At 60.8% G+C, this 16,111-nt stretch carries 14 protein-coding genes; 7 read left to right on the forward strand and 7 right to left on the reverse strand.

Annotated features, from left to right (window positions below; all coding sequences use genetic code 11):
- Positions 1 to 139: 139 nt before the first annotated feature.
- Both ACQY47_RS20420 and ACQY47_RS20425 read left to right on the forward strand, forming a co-directional pair.
- On the forward strand, positions 140 to 874 hold the full coding sequence (locus ACQY47_RS20420; protein WP_017139770.1) for a response regulator: 735 nt from the start codon (positions 140 to 142) through the stop codon (positions 872 to 874).
- Positions 875 to 905: 31 nt separating this feature from the next.
- Positions 906 to 2,333, forward strand: coding sequence for an ATP-binding protein (locus tag ACQY47_RS20425; RefSeq protein ID WP_198431518.1), 1,428 nt, complete (start codon positions 906 to 908; stop codon positions 2,331 to 2,333).
- Between the two features lie 37 nt (positions 2,334 to 2,370).
- On the opposite strand, the gene ACQY47_RS20430 is transcribed toward ACQY47_RS20425, so the two are convergent.
- The gene (locus ACQY47_RS20430) at positions 2,371 to 3,300 is read right to left on the reverse strand and encodes an AraC family transcriptional regulator (RefSeq protein ID WP_017139772.1); all 930 of its coding nucleotides are present in this window, start codon (positions 3,298 to 3,300) and stop codon (positions 2,371 to 2,373) included.
- 328 nt (positions 3,301 to 3,628) lie between these two features.
- Here ACQY47_RS20430 and ACQY47_RS20435 point away from each other — a divergent pair, with 328 nt between their 5' ends.
- Together ACQY47_RS20435 and ACQY47_RS20440 are read left to right on the forward strand one after the other, a co-directional pair.
- Positions 3,629 to 3,970 (forward strand): antibiotic biosynthesis monooxygenase family protein, encoded by a 342-nt coding sequence (locus tag ACQY47_RS20435; RefSeq protein ID WP_065930419.1) that lies wholly within the window; start codon positions 3,629 to 3,631, stop codon positions 3,968 to 3,970.
- A gap of 8 nt (positions 3,971 to 3,978) precedes the next feature.
- On the forward strand, positions 3,979 to 4,260 hold the full coding sequence (locus tag ACQY47_RS20440) for a hypothetical protein (RefSeq protein WP_017139774.1): 282 nt from the start codon (positions 3,979 to 3,981) through the stop codon (positions 4,258 to 4,260).
- A gap of 156 nt (positions 4,261 to 4,416) precedes the next feature.
- Here the strand turns inward: ACQY47_RS20440 and ACQY47_RS20445 are convergent, their stop codons facing one another.
- Positions 4,417 to 5,037: a flavin reductase family protein gene (locus tag ACQY47_RS20445; RefSeq protein ID WP_122527252.1), complete on the reverse strand. Its 621-nt coding sequence runs from the start codon at positions 5,035 to 5,037 to the stop codon at positions 4,417 to 4,419.
- A 192-nt stretch (positions 5,038 to 5,229) separates the two neighbouring features.
- On the opposite strand from ACQY47_RS20445, the gene ACQY47_RS20450 reads away from it, so the two are divergent.
- Positions 5,230 to 5,985: a membrane protein gene (locus tag ACQY47_RS20450; protein WP_017139776.1), complete on the forward strand. Its 756-nt coding sequence runs from the start codon at positions 5,230 to 5,232 to the stop codon at positions 5,983 to 5,985.
- A 118-nt stretch (positions 5,986 to 6,103) separates the two neighbouring features.
- Here ACQY47_RS20450 and ACQY47_RS20455 read toward each other — a convergent pair whose 3' ends face one another.
- The 4 genes from ACQY47_RS20455 to ACQY47_RS20470 form a co-directional block, all read right to left on the reverse strand.
- Positions 6,104 to 7,423, reverse strand: a complete 1,320-nt coding sequence (locus ACQY47_RS20455) for an MFS transporter (RefSeq protein ID WP_017139777.1) — start codon at positions 7,421 to 7,423, stop codon at positions 6,104 to 6,106.
- A gap of 277 nt (positions 7,424 to 7,700) precedes the next feature.
- The gene (locus ACQY47_RS20460; protein ID WP_099549377.1) at positions 7,701 to 9,026 is read right to left on the reverse strand and encodes a sigma-54-dependent transcriptional regulator; all 1,326 of its coding nucleotides are present in this window, start codon (positions 9,024 to 9,026) and stop codon (positions 7,701 to 7,703) included.
- Positions 9,020 to 10,786, reverse strand: a complete 1,767-nt coding sequence (locus ACQY47_RS20465; RefSeq protein ID WP_017139779.1) for an ATP-binding protein — start codon at positions 10,784 to 10,786, stop codon at positions 9,020 to 9,022. The genes ACQY47_RS20460 and ACQY47_RS20465 overlap by 7 nt, the downstream gene beginning before the upstream one ends.
- A gap of 175 nt (positions 10,787 to 10,961) precedes the next feature.
- A complete protein-coding gene (locus ACQY47_RS20470) occupies positions 10,962 to 12,485 on the reverse strand; it encodes a fumarate hydratase (RefSeq protein WP_010208051.1) in 1,524 nt (507 codons plus the stop codon).
- A gap of 217 nt (positions 12,486 to 12,702) precedes the next feature.
- On the opposite strand from ACQY47_RS20470, the gene ACQY47_RS20475 reads away from it, so the two are divergent.
- Positions 12,703 to 13,635, forward strand: a complete 933-nt coding sequence (locus tag ACQY47_RS20475) for an iron-sulfur-binding ferredoxin reductase (protein ID WP_428551382.1) — start codon at positions 12,703 to 12,705, stop codon at positions 13,633 to 13,635.
- Positions 13,636 to 13,665: 30 nt separating this feature from the next.
- Complete coding sequence (locus ACQY47_RS20480) at positions 13,666 to 14,415, forward strand: enoyl-CoA hydratase-related protein (protein WP_099549379.1); 750 nt, start codon at positions 13,666 to 13,668, stop codon at positions 14,413 to 14,415.
- Between the two features lie 161 nt (positions 14,416 to 14,576).
- On the opposite strand, the gene pyk is transcribed toward ACQY47_RS20480, so the two are convergent.
- Positions 14,577 to 16,028, reverse strand: a complete 1,452-nt coding sequence (pyk, locus tag ACQY47_RS20485; RefSeq protein ID WP_428551386.1) for a pyruvate kinase — start codon at positions 16,026 to 16,028, stop codon at positions 14,577 to 14,579.
- Positions 16,029 to 16,111 lie beyond the last annotated feature (83 nt).

Here is a 16,111-nt window from a genome sequence, read left to right on the forward strand (position 1 = left end):
CATCGCAGGCAAGCCAGCTCCCACAGTTGACCGGGTTCCAACCTTGGAATGCAGTCAACTGTGGGAGCTGGCTTGCCTGCGATAGGGTCTCAAGCGCAACAAATGACGTAAGCTTGGCCATAACAACAAGGAGGACCCCGTGAGCGTAATCAGTAAATCGATTCTCCTCGTCGACGACGACCAGGAAATCCGCGAATTGCTGCAGACCTACCTCAGTCGCGCCGGCTTCCAGGTGCGTGGCGTGCCGGATGGCGCGGGGTTCCGCCAGGCGATGAACGAGGCGCCGTGCGACCTGGTCATCCTCGATGTGATGTTGCCGGACGAAGACGGTTTCAGCCTTTGCCGCTGGATTCGCCAGCACCCGCGCCAGGCGCAGGTGCCGATCATCATGCTGACCGCCAGTTCCGACGAAGCCGACCGTGTGATCGGCCTGGAGCTGGGGGCCGACGACTACATCGGCAAACCCTTCAGCCCTCGCGAGCTGCAAGCGCGGATCAAAGCCTTGTTGCGTCGCGCCCAGTTTGGCCAGGAGCGCACGGGTGGCGGCGACGTTCTGGTGTTCGATGAGTGGCGCCTGGACATGATCAGTCATCGCCTGTTTCACGTGGACGGCGAAGAGGTAATCCTCTCCGGCGCCGACTTTGCCTTGCTCAAGCTGTTTCTTGATCACCCCCAACAGATTCTCGACCGCGACACCATTGGCAACGCCACCCGTGGCCGCGACCTGATGCCGTTGGACCGTATCGTCGACATGGCCGTCAGCCGCCTGCGCCAACGCCTGCGCGATACCGAAAAACCTCCAAGGCTGATCCGCACCGTGCGTGGCAGCGGTTATCAACTGGCAGCCAGCGTGGTTGCCGGCAATGCCCACTGAGCCGCTGACCGAGCGCCGCCGGCGTTTTCCGGTGCCGCGTTCGCTGCTTGGGCGCATGTTGCTGCTGACCTTGCTTGTGGTGCTGTTTGCCCAGGCGCTGTCCAGCGTGATCTGGGTTTCGCAACTGCGCGCCACCCAGCTCGAAGGTCTGGTGACCAGCGCGCGCAGCCTGGCGCATTCGATGACGGCCAGCGTGAGTTACTTCCGCTCGCTGCCGGTTGCCTACCGCCCGTTGGTGCTCGACCAACTGCGCAGCATGGGCGGCACGCGGTTTGTGGTGACCCTCAACGACCGCCCATTGGACATGCAGATTCTGCCGCAGACCCCGCGCAAGCAGGCGGTGCTGCAAGCCGTGGACGAAGTGCTGCGCCAGACCCTGGGCAGCGACGTGCATATCTCGGTGGAGTTCGTCAGCGCCGAGGACCTGCGTATTTTCAACGCGGGCCTCAAACTCGATGAACTGCCGCGTTCCTGGGCGCATTATGCCCTGACCCTGGAGCCGGTGAACCCGCCGGTGCTGGTCACGCAAATCCAGTTGGCACCCGGCGAATGGCTGTACATCGCCTCGCTGCTGCCCGAGCCCTACACCAGTTTGGAAGAACAAGGCCTGCCGTCGCAGCAAGTGTGGTTTATCGTGCTGACCAGCGGTTTCCTGTTGCTGTTTATCGGCCTGCTGGTGCACTGGCAAAGCCGGCCGCTCAAGCGCCTGGCCCGCGCAGCGCGGGACATGTCCCTGGGCGCCGATGTGGAACCGGTGGCCGAAGGCGGTGGCAGCGAAGTGGTGGAAGTGGGCCGTGCGTTTAACGCCATGCGCGAGCGCATCAGCCGTTACCTCACCGAGCGCAGCCAACTGTTCAGCGCGATTTCCCACGATTTGCGCACGCCGATCACGCGTCTGCGCTTGCGCGTGGAGTTGCTGGAAGACGAAAACCTGCAAGCCAAATTCGGTCGTGACCTGGATGAGTTGGAGTTGCTGGTCAAGGGGGCACTGCAATGCGTCAAAGACACCGACATCCACGAGAACATCGAGCCGGTCGACCTTAACCACGTGCTTGATTGCCTGGTGGAACCGTACCTGGCGCCGAACGGTAACGGCCGTATCACCCAGCACGGACGGGCGCTGACCCCTTATCCGGGCAAACCGCTGGCGCTCAAGCGCTGCATCGGCAACCTGATCGACAATGCCTTGAAGTACGGGCAGAACGCGCATTTGCATATCGAGGACGATGGCGTGGAGTTCATCCTGCATGTGGATGACGAAGGCCCGGGCGTGCCGGAGCAGCGTTTGGAACAGGTCTTCGAACCGCACTTTCGCCTGGCTGGCCAGCAGCAGGGGTATGGCTTGGGCCTGGGCATCGCGCGCAACATTGCCCACAGCCATGGTGGGGAAGTGAGTTTGCAGAATTTGCGCGAAGGCGGGTTGCGGGTGACCTTACAACTGCCGCGAACCCTGGACTAATGTGGGAGCTGGCTCCCACATTTTGATCCCGATTGAGTCAGATACTTTGGCGCAGCCGGGCCAAATCCCGCAGCGGCGGTGCCCCGAACAACCGGCTGTATTCCCGGCTGAACTGCGACGGGCTCTCATACCCTACCCGATACCCCGCTGCCGACGCCTCCAGCCCTTCGGCAATCATCAATCGCCGCGCTTCCTGCAACCGTAACTGCTTCTGGTATTGCAGCGGACTCATCGCCGTAATCGCCTTGAAGCGATGGTGCAAGGTCGAAACACTGAGGTTCACTTCCCTGGCCAGGTCATCAATGCGCAGCGGTTGTTCGAAGTTACCGTTCAACCATTTGATGGCCTGGCTCACGCGATGGCTCTGACTGTTGGCCACGGCGATTTCATACAGTCGATAACCCTGCGGGCCACGTAACAACCGATAGAGAATCTCGCGGTTGATGAGTGGCGCGAGCATGGCGATGTCTTTCGGTGTGTCCAGCAGGCGCGCCAGGCGCAACACGGCGTCGAGCAGTTGGTTGTCGATGCGGTCAACGTACATGCCACGCGATGTCGGCCTGGAGGGCACGCCCATCGGGCCTGCCTCGGCGATCAATGCGGTGAGCTGGGCCGGGTCGATATTGATGCGCACCGACAGGTTGGGGTCTTGCGGTGTGGCGTCGATGATCCGCCCGGCGACCGGCATCGCCACCGAAAACACCAGATAATTGAGCGGGTCGTAGGCAAAGATCTCGTCGGCCAGGCGCACTTCCTTGCTGCCGCTGGCCAGAATGCACAGGGCGGGTTCGACCAACACCGGCATGAAATCGCGCGGGGTGTTGTGGCGGTTCAGATACAGCGAGGTAATTGCCGTGCCGTAGGAGCCATCTTCCCAGGTATGACGGTGAACAATGCTGGCCAGCTCGGCGCGTTGTTTTTCCATCTCGGCATCGAGGGGCATTGGCTTGGTTTCGGGCGACGACATGGAGCGTCCTCTACTGACTGCTTTGATGGGCCCAGCTTAGCGGCGGCTTTTCAAAAGGTGTTACTTCGATTCTGCACAATCCTTGCCTGATCCTGCGATAAGGCGTGAATCAGGCAAGTGCAGGGCCTGTCATGTGCCTGAAACACTGAGTGTGCGCCTGGAATAAATCCTGGGGGCCAGACGTCTTATCTACGCTTCTCGCAGGATTGTGCAATAAGCCTGCAGGAATCGACTAACTGCGCCCATCTTCGCGCCGCTATCTTTGATCCTGTGGCAACACGCCCTCACAGTGCTTGCCGAGCATCACTTCTCAACGGGAGAGTCGAACATGTCCACCCCCATTCCCGCGAGCCATATGGCCTTTATCCGTGCCCGTACCGGGTGCAGCACCGAACTCGGTGCACGCTTGAGCAGTTTGATCGAACCGGGCCGTCAGGCTCAGGGTTGCCTGCAATTCTCGTTGCAGCATTCCCAGGTCGATCCCGATGTATGGCTGGTCTCGGGCTTCTGGAGCAGCGAGCAGGCGATGAGTGCCTACTTCAGTTCCCCTGCCTTGATGATCTTTACTGAGCTGTTGAACGACATGGTAGTGCGCAGTATGGACTTCCAGACCTTCACCGACGCATCCGCCGCCCATGCTTACGGTGAGTACCTGCAACTGGCCGGTTAGCGGTTAGAATGGCCGACTTTTCATTGGCCAGGACCTGCAACATGGCACGTAAACAATTTGCCCATCACGAAGCCGTTTCTGCATTAGTGCGTGAAGAAGAGGGTGGCTACAGCGCCGCAGTCGCCGTCAAGGCACTCGATGGCATGGGCGCCCCGCAGTTTCACAAGATCCTGGCAGGCCAGACCTTCAAGACCGCCTCCGACGCCGACGATGCAGCGACGCTGCAACTTGAATGTCTGGTTGATGTGGACGAGGACGGTCAGCTGACTTGGGCAACGGCCGCAAGCTGAAGCCGAACAGTTTATATCGCTCATCAAAAATCAAATGTGGGAGCCGGGCTTGCCCGCGATAGCGGTCTGCCAGCCAACTCATCAGGTGGCTGACAAACCGCTATCGCGGGCAAGCCCGGCTCCCACAGGGTTCTGTTGTGTGTGTTGGGCAGTGAATCAGCGCGGGCGATACATCTTGAACAACGCCTCCGGTCCCAACTGAAAATAATCCGCCGGGCCACCGCCGCGCAAAATCGGCTCAGCGGCCGCCGTGTCGTAAACCCCATCCTTGAGCAGCCACTTGGCAATGTGCACGGCAACCACCTCACCGAGCACCAGCCAGCTCGGCACCAACGCCTTGTCGGCACGCTGCAGTTGAATGATCTGCGTCACCTTGCATTCAAACGACACCGGGCTTTCGCCCACCCGTGGCACCGCGACGATTTTCGAGGCCACCGGCGTCAGGCCGGATAACTCGAATTCATTCACGTCCGGCGATACGGCCGCGCAACTCTGGTTCATCTGCTCGGCCAGCGGGCGGGTGGCCAGGTTCCACACGAACTCGCCGGTCTGTTCGATGTTGTTCAGGCTGTCTTTGCGCCCGACACTGGAAAACCCAATGATCGGCGGGATGTAGTTGAACGCATTGAAAAAACTGTAGGGCGCCAGGTTCAGGCGGCCAGCGGCGTCGTGTGACGAGATCCAGCCGATCGGCCGTGGGCCGACAATCGCGTTGAACGGATCATGGGGCAGGCCGTGGCCGTTGGCGGGTTCGTAGAAATGGATATCGTCGGACATGGGCCAGGGTTCCTGCTGCGCGTTGGAGGAGGCCGTCATAGTGCAATCCAGAGCGATGAATTTCCATCGTGCGTATGGAATTTTCATTGATTGCCCACCTATTTTTCACAGCCCCGCGTTCAGTCTGCGCGCCAGGTCGGCACCCCTTTAAGTCGGCTGATTGAAAGACTGAGCTTCGGAGCCTTCTCGCACATGAACAAACTTCCTCAGATCACCCTGGCGTTCTGGGTCATGAAAATCTGCGCAACGACCCTGGGCGAAACCGCCGGGGATTTGCTCTCGATGACCCTTAACGTCGGCTACGCCATCAGCTCGATGATCCTGATCAGCGTGTTTCTCGTCACGCTGCTGACACAGCTCTGGTCGAAAACCTACAACCCGGTGCTGTACTGGATCGTGATCCTGTCCACCAGCACGGCCGGCACCACCATGTCGGACTTTATGGACCGCACGTTGGGCCTGGGCTATGCGGCAGGGTCGATGATCCTGATCGTGATCCTGATGATCATCTTTGCACTGTGGCGCTTGAGCGGCGACTCGCTGAACGTGAACAAGGTCCAGACCTTTCGCGGCGAGCTGTTTTACTGGATGGCGATTCTGTTTTCCAACACCTTGGGCACCGCGTTGGGCGACTTCCTGGCGGACGATTCGGGGTTGGGCTTTGCTGGTGGCGCCTTGCTGATCGGCTCGGCGATTGCGGTGGTGGTCGCACTCAAATACTTCACACAGATATCGTCAGTGCTGCTGTTCTGGGTGGCATTTGTGCTGACCCGCCCGTTTGGTGCGACCCTGGGCGATTTTCTGACCAAACCCTCTGAAAAGGGCGGGCTGGATTTCGGCACCGTTGGCTCATCGGCGGTGCTGGCGGCAGTGCTGGTGGTGATGATTGCCGGGGCGGCATATGCGCAGCGTCGGTATGGGCGTAGCGCAATAGCGGACGTTTCCTGAAACCAAATGTGGGAGCGGGCTGGCCCGCGATGGCGGAAATGTCAGCCACTGAATCAAGGACTGATAAACCGCCATCGCAGGCAAGCCAGCTCCCACATTTTTTTACCGCGTTAAATCTTTAATCCGTGGTGATACGCGAGTGTTTACGGGTGTCTTTCATGGTCACGTAAACCACCAGCGACACTGCGATACACGCGGTCACATACCAGTAGTAACCCGTCTCCATGCCGATGTTCTTGAACCACAGCGCAATAACTTCAGCCGTACCGCCGAAGATCGACACGGTCAGCGCATACGGCAGGCCCACGCCCAGCGCACGGATCTCGGTTGGGAACAGTTCAGCTTTCACCACCGCGTTGATCGAGGTATAGCCGCTGACGATGATCAGCGCCGCCATGATCAGGAAGAACGCACCCCACCAGCTTTGGATAGTGTGCAGGGTTGTGAGGATCGGCACGGTGAACAGTGTGCCGAGGATGCCGAAGGCGATCAGGATCGGCCGGCGGCCAACCTTGTCTGACAGCCCGCCAACCAGCGGTTGCAGGCACATGAACAGGAACAGTGTGGCGGCCGAAATGGTGGTGGAGTCGGAGATGCTCATGCCGACCGTGTTCACCAGGTATTTCTGCATGTAGGTGGTGTAGGTGTAGAAGGCCAGGGTGCCGCCCATGGTCAGGCCGACCACGGTCATCACTTCCTTGGGGTGACGCATCAAGGTGCGCATTGCGCTTTCCTTGGCTTTTTCCTTTTTGGTGAACGACTCGGTTTCTTCCATGCCGCGACGCAGGAACAACGCGACCACTGCGCACAGCGCGCCGATAGCGAACGGGATGCGCCAGCCCCAGGCATACAGCTGCTCGGTGGTCAGGGTTTGTTGCAACACGATCAATACGGCAAGGGCGATGAGCTGGCCGGAGATCAGGGTCACGTACTGGAAGCTGGAGAAGAAACCGCGACGCTCCTTGGTCGCCATCTCACTCAGGTAAGTGGCCGAGGTGCCGTACTCGCCACCGACCGACAGGCCCTGAAGCAAACGTGCAAACACCAGCAGGATCGGCGCGCCGATACCGATGGTGTCGTAGCCCGGCGTCAGCGCGATCAACAGCGAGCCGAAGCACATCAGCAATACCGAGAACATCAGCGCAGCCTTGCGCCCTTTGTAGTCGGCATACAGGCCCATCAGCCAGCCACCGATCGGGCGCATGATAAAGCCCACGGCAAAGATGGCAGCGGTGTTCATCAACTGAGCGGTGGAGTCACCGGCGGGGAAGAAGGTCTTGGCGAAGTACAGCGAGAAAGCGGCGTAGACGTACCAGTCGTACCATTCGACCATATTGCCGACGGAGCCACTGAAGATCGATTTGATACGGCTGGTAGTGGTGCGCTCTTTAGCCGGCGCGGCCGCCGACCCCAGAGGCAGGGCGTTGGAGTTATCCATTGAAGGATCCTTCATCTAGTTGTTTTTATGGAGCCGCACGAACGCAGCCTGGTTTGGGCTATAGCAGGAGCTGTGCCAAACAGATGAAGGCCCGGAATAGAAGGGTTACAAGATTTTTTTGAGCGGAAAGTCGCTGATGATTATTGGGTGGTGAGCGGAAATCCGCTTATGGCTGCTGGCCTCATCGCAGGCAAGCCAGCTCCCACAGGAATGCGCATTCCAACTGTGGGAGCTGGCTTGCCTGCGATAGCGTCTTCGAAAACGCCATCGAAAATAGCTAAAGAAACATCTCCCGCACCAACCCATGCCGCTGCATCTTTTCATTCAAGGTACGGCGCGGCAGTTGCAGCTCGGCCAACACCGCCTTGATATCGCCTTTGTGCCGCGTCAACGCAGCCTTGAGGCAATGCGCTTCGAACGCTTCCTGTTGCGCCGCCAGGGATTGCCCGGCCTCGACGCCTTCCGGCTCAGGTTCACCCAGGCCCAGCACTTGGCGTTCGGCGACGTTGGCCAGCTCGCGCACATTGCCCGGCCAGTCGTGGCTGAGCAGGCGCCCCAGTTGCGCGCCGCTCAACGGCTCGACGTTGCGGCCCAGGCGCTCGGCGGCGCTTTGGGCGAAGTGGTCGAACAACAGCGGGATATCTTCGCGGCGCTCACGCAACGGCGGCAGGCGCAGTTGTGCGACGTTCAAACGGTACGCCAGGTCTTCGCGAAACCGCCCGGCGCGGGCCTCTTCGAGCAAGTCGGGCTTGGTGGCGGCAATGATGCGCAAGTCCACATGGATACTTTGGTTGGAGCCCAGCCGCTCCAGTTTTTGCTCTTGCAGCACCCGCAACAATTTGACCTGCTGGGCCAGCGGCATGCTTTCGATTTCATCCAGGAACAGCGTGCCGCCGTGGGCATATTCCAGCTTGCCGATGCGCTTGCCCTGGGCGCCGGTGAACGCGCCGCTTTCGTGGCCGAACAGCTCGGCTTCAAACAGCTGCTCGGGGATGGCCGCGCAGTTGAGCGCGACAAACGGCTTTTTTGCCCGTGGGCCAAAATCATGCAGGCAACGGGCGACCAGTTCCTTGCCGCTGCCGGTTTCGCCACGGATCAGCACATTGACCGGCAAGCTGGCCAGGTCCAGCACTTGCCGGCGCAGGGTCTGCAAACCGCGAGACACGCCGAGCAGGCTCGATTCCAGCTGCGCCCGATGGTCGGCCTGTTGATGCAGGCGACGGTTCTCCAGGATCAACCCGCGTTTATCCAAGGCGCGGCGCAGGCTGTTGAGCAGTGCGTCCGGGCTGAAGGGTTTTTCCAGAAAGTCGTAGGCACCGTCGCGCATGGCTTCCACGGCCATCGGTACATCGCCATGGCCGGTGAGCAAGATCACCGGTAAGTCGGCGTCACGCCGCTGCACTTCGGCCAGCAGCTCCAGGCCGCTGAGGCCGGGCATGCGCACGTCGCTCAAAATGACGCCAGGAAAGTCTTTGGGCAGCTGTGCCAGGCATTCTTCGGCGCGACTGAACAACTGCACTTCGAATCCCGACAGGCTCAACCACTGCTCGACGGCGGTGCGAATACTCGCCTCGTCATCCACCACAATCACTGCGTTCAACATAGGTCGGGTGTCTCCAGCGCGATGGGCAAGGTCAGGGTAAATACCGCGCCGTCGCCACGGTTACCGGCGAGCAGGCGCCCACCCAGCTCATGCACGATGGCATAGGACACGGCCAACCCCAAGCCAAGGCCGTCGCCCACGGGTTTGGTGGTGAAAAATGGATCGAACACGCTGTTCAAATGGGCTTCGGCAATCCCGCCGCCGCTGTCGCTGACGCTCAGTTGCCACAGCTGTTGGTCGGCGTGCAGGCGGATTTCCAGGCGTTTGCGCGGTTTGTCGGCCATGGCGTCCAGCGCATTGCGTAGCAGGTTGATCAGCACTTGCTCCAGGCGGATCGCGTCACCGCGCACCCAGGCGGGGCGGCTCAGGTCCAGCACCACACCAATGCTTTCATCGCGCAGGCGGGCGTCGAGCAGGTGCAAGGATTGGTCGACCACCGTGGCCAAATCCAGCCGTTCGCGCAGGCCGCTGGGGCTCTTGCGGGCGAAAGTCTTAAGGTGGCTGGTGAGCGCCGCCATGCGCGTGAGCATGTCGTCCAGCGGGGTGAGCGCCTTATAGGCATCGTCCACGCGGCCGTGATCGAGCAGCAGGCGCAAGGTCGCCAATTGCATGCGCTGGGTGGTCAGCGGCTGATTGATCTCATGGGCGAGGGCAGCGGACATTTGCCCCAAGGCCGCCAGCTTGGCCGACTGCACCAGGCCATCCTGCGCGGTGCGCAACGCCTGGGTGCGTTCTTCGACAAGCTGTTCAAGCTCCTCGCGGCTGCGTTGGCGCAAACGGGCCAGGCGCCAGCGTTGGTTCAGGAACAGCAGCAGGAACACCAGCGCCAGCCATGAACCGGCGGCGGCAAGGCCAGCGTTGCGTTGGTCTTCAAAGGCGAACTGCGGTTTGCGCAGCAAGTGCAAGGTCCAGCCTTCGGCTTTCAGCGGCAGGGATTCCCAAATGTAATTGGCGTTGCCGTCGGGGCCGTTGACACGCATCAGATGGCTGTTTTCGTCAAAACGCTGCAATGTCTGGGTGTCCAGCGGCTGCAGCTGTTTTTTGTCGTATTGGCGAGTTGCCTTGAGTTCGGCAAGGTCGCTCGCCGACAACGGACGCAGGTTGCGGAAACGCCAGCCCGGCTGATTGGCGATAAACACGATGCCACGCGCATCGCTGACCAGCAGCAGGTCATTACCTTGGGCCCATTCGCGCTCAAGTTCGGGGAACTCCAGCTTCACCACCATGGCGCCGAGGAACTGTTCGTGCTCATCGACCACGGCGCTGGAGAGGAAATAACCCGGAATGCCGGTGGTCACCCCCACCGCATAAAAACGCCCGGTGCCCTGGCTCAAGGTCTGGCTGAAATACGGGCGAAACGCGTAGTTGTGCCCGACATAACTGCTGGGCAGGTTCCAGTTGCTGGCGGCCACGGCCAGACCGTTACGGTCCATCAATTCCAGAGTGGAAGACTGCGCGGCACCGTTGATGCGTTCCAGCTTGCGGTTGAGCAAGTCCTGGGTGGCGGTGTCCAGCGGGGCTTTAAGGGCGCTGATCATTTCCGAATCCAGCGCCAGTACGGCGGGCAGGGCACGGTAACGTTCAATCAGGGTATGCAGTGAGTTGGCATACAGCGCCAGTTGTTGATTGGCGCGAGCGGCGTCATCCACCAAGGCCTGGCGTTCGGCATGGCGGGTGGCCAAGGCGGCGGCCAGCACGGCGCCGGCGATGATCAACAGCGAGTAGAAAGTCAGTCGCAGGGGGCGAGGGATCACGATCATACGGTGATGAACAGGCGCGGTAAGGGGCAAGCACCATAGCATGAGCCGCCGCAAACTTGTGGCACGTGGAATTTCTGTGGGAGCAGGCAAGCCAGCTCCCACATGACCGAGTTCGCCATAAAAAAGGCGACTGGGCCGTGGGGCCGCAGTCGCCTTTTTCCTTGCGGGGAAGTGCTTACTGCACTTCGACCGCCAGGCTTTCACTGATCTTCTTCTGCCAGATGGCAGGACCGGTGATGTGTACGGATTCGCCCTTGCTGTCCACCGCAACGGTGACCGGCATGTCTTTGACGTCGAACTCGTAGATCGCTTCCATGCCCAGTTCGGCAAATGCGACAACGCGCGACTTCTTGATGGCTTGCGCCACCAGGTAAGCAGCGCCGCCCACGGCCATCAAGTACACGGCCTTGTGGTCCTTGATCGCTTCGATCGCAGTCGGGCCGCGCTCGGATTTGCCGATCATGCCCAACAGGCCGGTTTGCTCGAGGATCTGACGGGTGAACTTGTCCATCCGCGTGGCCGTGGTCGGGCCAGCCGGGCCAACCACTTCTTCGCGCACCGGATCAACCGGGCCGACGTAGTAGATGAAGCGACCCTTGAGGTCCACCGGCAGGGTTTCGCCCTTGTTGAGCATCTCGACCATACGCTTGTGAGCTGCGTCGCGGCCGGTGAGCATCTTGCCGTTGAGCAACACGGTTTCGCCCGGCTTCCAGCTTTGTACTTCTTCCGGGGTCAGGGTGTCGAGGTTGACGCGGCGGGCCGACGGGCCGGCTTCCCAGACGATTTCCGGGTAGGCGTCCAGCGGTGGTGCTTCCAGCGAAGCCGGGCCTGAACCATCGAGCACAAAGTGTGCATGACGGGTGGCGGCGCAGTTGGGGATCATGCACACCGGCAGCGAGGCTGCGTGGGTCGGGTAGTCCATGATTTTCACGTCGAGCACGGTGGTCAGGCCACCCAGGCCCTGGGCGCCGATGCCCAGTTGGTTGACCTTCTCGAACAGCTCCAGACGCATCTCTTCGATACGGTTCTGCGGGCCGCGCTTTTTCAGCTCGTGAATGTCGATGGACTCCATCAACACTTCCTTGGCCATTACCGCAGCTTTCTCGGCGGTGCCGCCGATGCCGATGCCGAGCATGCCCGGTGGGCACCAGCCGGCGCCCATGGTCGGAACGGTCTTGAGCACCCAGTCGACGATCGAGTCGGACGGGTTGAGCATGGCCATTTTCGACTTGTTCTCGGAACCGCCGCCCTTGGCTGCCACGTCCACTTCCACGGTGTTACCCGGGACGATGGAGTAGTGGATTACGGCCGGAGTGTTGTCCTTGGTGTTTTTACGCGCGCCGGCCGGGTCGGCCAGGATGGAAGCACGCAGGACGTTTTCCGGCAGGTTGTAGGCGCGACGCACGCCTTCGTTGATCATGTCGTCCAGGCCCATGGTGGCGCCGTCCCAACGCACGTCCATGCCCACGCGCACGAACACGGTAACAATACCGGTGTCCTGGCAGATCGGGCGGTGGCCGGTGGCGCACATGCGCGAGTTGATCAGGATCTGGGCAATGGAGTCACGGGCTGCCGGCGATTCTTCACGCAGGTAGGCTTCGTGCATGGCCTGGATGAAGTCAACGGGGTGGTAGTAGGAAATGAATTGCAGGGCGTCGGCAACGCTCTGAATCAGGTCGTCTTGCTTGATCACGGTCATGAGTCGCGCTCCTCTATAAGGGAACATTCAATAAAGGTGGCTTCAGTGTTGCATCGGTCGGCTGAAACCACCTTTCCAAGGCACGCCACAGTGGTGCAAGGCGCGACGCTAAAAAGGCGCGGCAGTATAACCCGACGCGGTGGCCGATACACCCGACTATGGTCAAACTGTCGCAGGCATGATTCCCTGTGCCAGTCCCTTCTGATTGAGCCTTTATATGCCTGAACTGCACGTCGGCGAACGCCACTGGTCGGTAGCCACCGGCAGCAACCTGCTGGATGCCTTGAATCTGGCGGGTGTGGCTGTGCCCTACAGTTGCCGGGCGGGCAGTTGCCATGCGTGCCTGGTGCGTTGCCGGGGTGACGTTGTGGATAAGCAGCCCGATGCCCTGAGCCCGGCGCAACGCCAGGACGGTTGGCGTCTGGCCTGCCAGTGTGAGGTTGTCGCAGATTTACAGATTGAAGCATTTGACCCACTGCACGATGGTTTGCCCGCGCAAGTGGTGGGCGTCGACTGGCTGAATCCCGAGGTACTGCGCCTGCGCCTGCAACCCGAACGTGGCTTGCGTTATCGGGCCGGGCAACATCTGGTGCTGTGGGCGGGGCAGGTGGCGCGCCCGTATTCGTTGGCCAGCTTGCCGCAGGAAGACCCGTTTTTGGAGTTTCATCTCGATTGCCGTCTGCCCGGTGAATTCAGCGATATTGCCCGGCAACTACAGGTGGGCGACGGCCTGCGGCTGGGTGAGTTGCGGGGTGGGGCGCTGCAATATGATCCTGACTGGCAATCGCGGCCGCTGTGGTTGCTGGCATCCGGCACGGGGCTTGGGCCGTTATGGGGCGTGCTGCGCGAGGCACTGCGCCAGGATCACCAAGGCGCCATCCGCCTGATTCACCTGGCCCATGATGCCGATGGGCATTATCTGGCCGAACCCTTGGCGCAATTGGCCGCGCTGCACGCGAACCTGACTGTGGAGCTGTGGACGGCGGCTGAGTCGGCCCAGGCATTGGCGCAACTGCGGCTTGTTTCGCGGCAAACTCTGGCCTTACTCTGCGGGCACCCCGCCAATGTCGAAGCGTTTTCCAAACGCCTGTTCCTGGCGGGGTTGCCGCGCAATCAACTGCTGGCTGATATGTTCCTGCCGCGTGGTTGAGCGCTGACTTTTCCAGCCGCGAGATTCGCCATGACCGACGCCATCCTGCTGCAACGCGAAGGCGGGCTGCTGACCCTGCAGCTCAATCGCCCCGACAAGAAAAACGCCCTGACCCGCGCCATGTACACCCAACTGGCCGAGGCGTTGGAGCAGGCTGATGCGGACTCAGGTATCCGTGCGGTGCTGATCCAGGGCAGCAATGAGTGTTTTACCGCCGGCAACGACATAGCCGACTTCCTCGAACAGCCGCCCAGTGATCTGGACAGCCCGCCGTTTCACTTCATGAAAAGCCTGCTCAACTGCCGCAAGCCGGTGATCGCGGCGGTGGCGGGTGCGGCGGTCGGCATCGGTACGACCCTGTTGCTGCATTGCGATCTCGTCTATATCAGTCGCGATGCGCGCTTGCGCATGCCTTTCGTCAACCTGGGGCTGTGCCCGGAGTTTGGCTCCAGCCTGATCCTGCCTCGGCTGCTGGGGCATGCGAAAGCGGCTGAACTGTTGCTGTTGGGCGAAGGCTTTACCGGCGAGCAGGCGGCGGCGTGGGGCATTGCTACTGAGGCGATGGGTAGCGGTGAAGCGGCGCTGGTCAAGGCGCGGGAAGTTGCGCAGCGCTTTGAAACCCTGGCGCCGGGAGCGGTGCAGGTCAGCAAACAGTTGATGAAAAGTGTCGACCGTGAACAGTTGCGGCAGGTGATTGAGGTCGAGGGGGCGTTGTTTGTGCAGCGTTTGAAGTCACCGGAGGCGATTGCGGCGTTGTCGGGGTTTATTGCCCGGCGTTGATGACGCCATCGCAGGCAAGCCAGCTCCCACATTGGAATGCGGTCAACTGTGGGAGCTGGCTTGCCTGCGATGAGGCCCTTTAATTCAACAGATCTCCAGGCCTTTAAATACAAAAAGCCCCGCCATTCACATGGCAGGGCTTTTGTTTTTCAGCGTGTCACTCAGAACTGCGGGTCGCCCACGTGCAGGATCTTCATGCCATTGGTGCCACCGGTGGTGTGGTAGCTGTCGCCCTTGGTCAGGATGACCCAGTCACCTTTCTCTACGACGCCACGCTTGACCAGTTCGTCGATTGCCTTCTGGCTCACTTCGTTAGGGGCCAACGAAGCTGGATCGAACGGAATGGTGTACACGCCACGGAACAATGCCGCACGGGCCTGGGCTTCGCGGTGTGGGGTGAACGCGTAGATCGGTACCGACGAACGGATGCGCGACATGATCAGCGGGGTGTAGCCACTTTCGGTCAGGGCAATGATCGCCTTGACGCCCGGGAAGTGGTTGGCGGTGTACATGGCCGCCAGGGCGATGCTCTGGTCGCAGCTTTCGAACACTTTGCCGATGCGGTGGCTGGAGGTCTTGCTGGTCGGGTGCTTTTCGGCACCGACGCAGATACGCGCCATGGCCTGTACGGCTTCCAGCGGGTAAGGGCCGGCAGCACTTTCAGCCGAGAGCATCACGGCGTCGGTGTAGTCGAGCACGGCGTTGGCCACGTCGGACACTTCGGCACGGGTTGGCATCGGGTTCTGGATCATCGACTCCATCATCTGGGTCGCTACGATCACGGCCTTGTTGTGACGGCGTGCGTGCAGGATGATCTTCTTCTGGATACCGATCAGCTCGGCGTCACCGATTTCCACGCCCAGGTCGCCACGGGCAACCATCACAGCGTCGGATGCATTGATCAGGGCATCGAGGGTTTCGTCATCGGCCACGGCTTCGGCACGTTCGATCTTCGCCACCAGCCAGGCAGTACCGCCGGCTTCGTCGCGCAGCTTACGGGCATATTCCATGTCGGCAGCGTCGCGTGGGAAGGACACGGCGAGGTAGTCCACTTCCATTTCGGCGGCGAGCTTGATGTCGGCCTTGTCTTTCTCAGTCAGGGCCGGCGCCGTCAGGCCACCGCCGCGACGGTTGATGCCTTTGTGATCGGACAACGGGCCACCGATGATCACGGTGCAGTTCAGCTCCGTCGAGGTGGCCGTGTCGACGCGCATCACCACGCGGCCGTCGTCCAGCAGCAGTTCGTCGCCGACGCCACAGTCCTTGACCAGATCCGGGTAGTCGATACCGACGACTTCCTGGTTGCCTTCGGTCAGCGAATGGCTGGTGGAGAAGGTGAACTTGTCACCGATCTTCAGCTCAATGCGCTTGTTGGCGAATTTGGCGATACGAATTTTCGGGCCTTGCAGGTCACCCAGCAGTGCCACAAAGCGGCTGTGCTTGGCGGCCAGGTCACGCACCAGCTTGGCGCGAGCCTTGTGCTCGTCCGGGGTGCCGTGGGAGAAGTTCAGACGGGCAACGTCCAAACCAGCCAGAATCAGCTGTTCGAGGACTTCCGGCGAGTTACTGGCCGGGCCAAGGGTGGCGACGATTTTGGTACGACGGACGGACATGCACAGACTCCTGAGTTCAAGCGCTGGGGAAGGCTACTATGCTCTTTGGTTGTAGTCATTGTTCGTTTGCACTACTTATCGAA

Source organism: Pseudomonas edaphica (assembly GCF_965277385.1).
In the GTDB taxonomy this organism is placed as follows: domain Bacteria; phylum Pseudomonadota; class Gammaproteobacteria; order Pseudomonadales; family Pseudomonadaceae; genus Aquipseudomonas; species Aquipseudomonas edaphica.

Excerpts from the sequence above, each read along its gene's own strand:
- ACQY47_RS20430 (WP_017139772.1), bottom strand. The coding sequence starts at position 3,300 with ATGTCGTCGCCCGAAACCAAGCCAATGCCCCTCGATGCCGAGATGGAA.
- ACQY47_RS20435 (WP_065930419.1), top strand. The coding sequence starts at position 3,629 with ATGTCCACCCCCATTCCCGCGAGCCATATGGCCTTTATCCGTGCCCGT.
- ACQY47_RS20440 (WP_017139774.1), top strand. The coding sequence starts at position 3,979 with ATGGCCGACTTTTCATTGGCCAGGACCTGCAACATGGCACGTAAACAA.
- ACQY47_RS20445 (WP_122527252.1), bottom strand. The coding sequence starts at position 5,037 with ATGTCCGACGATATCCATTTCTACGAACCCGCCAACGGCCACGGCCTG.
- ACQY47_RS20450 (WP_017139776.1), top strand. The coding sequence starts at position 5,230 with ATGAACAAACTTCCTCAGATCACCCTGGCGTTCTGGGTCATGAAAATC.
- ACQY47_RS20455 (WP_017139777.1), bottom strand. The coding sequence starts at position 7,423 with ATGGATAACTCCAACGCCCTGCCTCTGGGGTCGGCGGCCGCGCCGGCT.
- ACQY47_RS20460 (WP_099549377.1), bottom strand. The coding sequence starts at position 9,026 with ATGTTGAACGCAGTGATTGTGGTGGATGACGAGGCGAGTATTCGCACC.
- ACQY47_RS20465 (WP_017139779.1), bottom strand. The coding sequence starts at position 10,786 with ATGATCGTGATCCCTCGCCCCCTGCGACTGACTTTCTACTCGCTGTTG.
- ACQY47_RS20470 (WP_010208051.1), bottom strand. The coding sequence starts at position 12,485 with ATGACCGTGATCAAGCAAGACGACCTGATTCAGAGCGTTGCCGACGCC.
- ACQY47_RS20475 (WP_428551382.1), top strand. The coding sequence starts at position 12,703 with ATGCCTGAACTGCACGTCGGCGAACGCCACTGGTCGGTAGCCACCGGC.
- ACQY47_RS20480 (WP_099549379.1), top strand. The coding sequence starts at position 13,666 with ATGACCGACGCCATCCTGCTGCAACGCGAAGGCGGGCTGCTGACCCTG.
- pyk (WP_428551386.1), bottom strand. The coding sequence starts at position 16,028 with ATGTCCGTCCGTCGTACCAAAATCGTCGCCACCCTTGGCCCGGCCAGT.